We start from the raw sequence: 3,191 nt of genomic DNA, 5'->3' as shown, positions 1-3,191 counted from the left end.
TTTACTAGCTGGTTTTTCTGCTTCCATGACAAGGGAAAGTTACTTTCGCCGTGTCCATTTTTACCCGACCACCTCACAGCCAGTTCTCGCCGCTGCCCATGCGCTCTATCGGAATCAGCCGGTCGTGGTCGGCTATCACAGTAAGCCGGCGCCAGTCCAAGCGGTGCGGGTAGCCAGCGTGGCTAAGCTGCAAGTCATTAGCCCACTCAGTCATATCCTTGGCAATCATACTCATACTTGAGTCAATGACCTCCATCACGTCCAAGGTGTTGAGTTGCCGTTTCAAGTCGTCCACGTTGCGCTGCTCACGCACAAGGCGCTCGTTCAAACGGGCCATATCTGGCAAGTCGCCTAATTGCTCTAAGTAGCCCTCTATCTTACCGGCCAGCTTCAAGGCTTTATCGTCGCGGTCGGTAGCTTGGCTACTGGTTTGCTGCGCACGCCGCAGCCCCCGCACTAGGCCATCGGCTCGCTGTACCTGCTCGCGCAGGGCCGCAAGCTGCTGCTGCTGGCCAGTGAGGTACTGCTGTAGCTGAGGCCGCTGCTGCTGCATGCCGCTTAGTTCGGCCTGCATGCGGGCCAGCGACCCGTTGAGCATGGCTACGCTTGGAGGAGCATCCTCGCCCAAAGGCTGCGTACATAGTGGGCACGCGCTAATATGCCCTTGCTCATCATGGTCAAAGAGCCGCACTACGCTTAAGCGGTCGGCATGCTCCCGCACGGCGGCCGTGTAGCCTTCGGCCGTGCGTAGATGCGCAGCAGTTTGAGCAATTTCTAGGTCCAGCGTCTGGTAGGCTTGGTTGAGGTCACGGTAACGCGCGCGCGCCTGCTCCAAGGCATTATCCACCGGCACCACGGTGGCGTCGCTTGTAACTACCCAGCCCGACAAGGTTGTGAGGGCCGGCAGCAGCAAGTTGTCGGGTATCTGCTCTTGCAGCATGCCTAGGTTACGCGCCTGCTCGACCAATGCGCGCGCGTTCGCTGTGCGCTGATTAATCACCTGCTGTGCTTGCTGATGCAACTGCTGCACCTCGCGCAGGGCCTGCTGGCCTTTACGCATGTCTGCGCCCAGCTTCATCCGGTTATCCTGAATCGCCCCCAGAAAGTAGGGCATCGTTTCGCGGATGTGGCGCTGAATCACTGGGTCACTTTGCCGCCAAAAAAGCTGTGCCGGATTCGCAATTAGGCTCTGGTTTTGAAATAGGTAGTACTTAGTGTGGTCAAGTGTAGCTTGAAAAACCTCCTGGCCTGAGCTAGCCACGCCCAGCGTCTCGTTGGGCGCAATACCCAGCAGGCTCGACAAATGGGCGGTAATGGTAGCGTCATTGGTATTAAAATACAATTCTTCGAGCGCGGGCAACGTCACGTCCGCCCCAATGGCAATGTAGCCTTGGCTCTGCTGCACGGCATGGCCAGCCGGCGGTGACTTGGCAATAAATACCTGCGTGGCACCCACCTGCAATAGTACCGCATACCAGCTCACCACATCGCGGTTTACTCCCTCAAACAGGGTGAAGTCACGCCGCCCCAGGCAGAAATCCAAAATATTGATAAGGGACGACTTACCCGTTTTAGATTCGCCTGTGATAATATTTACGGCTCCCAAACGAAACAGCAACACGCGCCGCTCACCTTGTTTATTATAGAGAATAATAGATTTTATCTGCATAAAGAGAATTATTGTAATTTAATACCCCACAAGGCCAGCATTGCAATTGGGTTGGCCACGCTAGCGAACCAACGGCCAATAAATTCGGCTTTTTTCACACATTGCGCTGTTTCTGAGCCTTTATCGACCTGTAGCGCGCCAAGTTTGCGCGCTCCTACCACAAGGGCACCTTGCTTATTTAGCGCTAGCACCTCGTGCCCGAGTGCGAAGAGCAATCCCTCGCGCGTAAGCTGCGCCATTTGCTGCACATGACTAGGCATTCGCACGCGTACTTGCTCATGCGTTTGTAGCCATGCATGCAGCTTCGTGGCGATAGTAGGAGGCAGTTGCTCGCGGATGTCTTTGTGCAACACGGTCGGCAGAGCCACAAAGGCTACAGGGTATCCAAGCCCCCGCCCTACCTCCTGCTCGTGCGCTTTTACGACTTGATGCAGCAGCAGGGCACAGAAAGCTGGATTAAGTAGGTTTGCCACCTCTATGGGACGCTGCGGCCAAGGCGCTAGCATATGAACTAAAGAAAATTAGGTAATAACTTCTGCAACTGCCTCTTGCAGTTGCGCTAAAAATTTCGGGTGCCAGTATACCGCTGGTGTATCCTGGTCGGCTAGCATATGGTAGCTGCCGCGCATCACGTAGTCGTCACCGAGAGGCATATTTTTTCGGATAGGGATTTTAGCGTTTTCCATCCATGTCAACACCCGCTTACCGAATTTGACGCAAGCAGCCTCTTGCTCTAGCTCGTCCACATCATCCAAATTGTCCTTGAGTTGCGTAACGCACAGGTGCCACTCTTTTTTCAGTTTGGTTTCGTATTCACCCAAATCGTAATCGATGATGAGTTTATCCTTAACCCACTTCGTGCGCTGTTCAAATGCCCGGTAGTAGTCATCTACTGCTATCTGCACCCGCTCTAAGCTCACTTTCAGGCAGTGTAGCTGGCGCACGAACATTCTACTTTGTTGTGACTCAAAGTAGCTCATATTCAGTACACCCGCCGTGTAGTCTAGTGGTAAACTGTCCCGCTGAAACCGGCTCACCAAATCAGCGATGCGAATTTGTAACTCAGGCCAGGAAATTTGCTGGTGTGATTTAGTGACTAAGTGTTCCACTACCTTATCGAACCACCAGCTTTGCAGGCGCTCGTAAAAGGCCTCCTCGTGCTCTGGTAGCACACTGTAGCACAACTCGTTTTTGATGAGCTTAGGCAAATCCTGTATATGTGGCGAGCTGTCGCACACAGTAACAGCGCTTATTAAATCGGCTCGCTGTGCGGGTGTAAGCCCTATAAAAGTTCGGATTTCTAGTTGCCTGTTCTCATCCTTGCTTTTTGACTCAGCTGCCGTTTCCAATAGCAACTGAATAGCCTTAGTTTCATTTCGGCCCTTGCCCTCGCGTAACAAAGCAGGAAGTGAGTCATCGGGCGCCTTGGCCGTGGTAATAAGTGCCAACTTAGAGGCTATCCAAATAGGGATTAATTTGGGGTATGGCTACTACTCAAGAGTTCATCATTTCCGATACGTTA

Annotated in this window: 3 protein-coding genes; all 3 read right to left on the bottom strand. The window is 53.1% G+C overall.

Translation table 11 applies throughout. From position 1 onward, the window contains the following. Positions 1-73: 73 nt before the first annotated feature. The 3 genes from ACYVGC_RS24895 to ACYVGC_RS24885 are packed head-to-tail and all read right to left on the bottom strand — an operon-like array spanning position 74 to position 3,117. Positions 74-1,669 (bottom strand): DUF3732 domain-containing protein, encoded by a 1,596-nt coding sequence (locus tag ACYVGC_RS24895; protein ID WP_460586554.1) that lies wholly within the window; start codon positions 1,667-1,669, stop codon positions 74-76. Positions 1,670-1,677: 8 nt separating this feature from the next. Then, entirely contained in the window at positions 1,678-2,175 is a 498-nt protein-coding gene (locus tag ACYVGC_RS24890) for a three component ABC system middle component (RefSeq protein WP_460586553.1), read from the bottom strand. A 15-nt stretch (positions 2,176-2,190) separates the two neighbouring features. Next, positions 2,191-3,117 carry an ABC-three component system protein gene (locus ACYVGC_RS24885; protein WP_460586552.1) on the bottom strand — a complete coding sequence of 309 codons (927 nt, stop codon included), beginning with the start codon at positions 3,115-3,117 and terminating at the stop codon, positions 2,191-2,193. Between the last annotated feature and the right edge of the window lie 74 nt (positions 3,118-3,191).

This window comes from Hymenobacter arcticus (assembly GCF_054779975.1).
This window is presented reverse-complemented; position numbering and strand designations above follow the sequence as displayed.

Bases quoted from the DNA above. Each gene is read 5' to 3' on its own strand.
- ACYVGC_RS24890 (WP_460586553.1), bottom strand. From the start codon at position 2,175: ATGCTAGCGCCTTGGCCGCAGCGTCCCATAGAGGTGGCAAACCTACTT.
- ACYVGC_RS24895 (WP_460586554.1), bottom strand. From the start codon at position 1,669: ATGCAGATAAAATCTATTATTCTCTATAATAAACAAGGTGAGCGGCGC.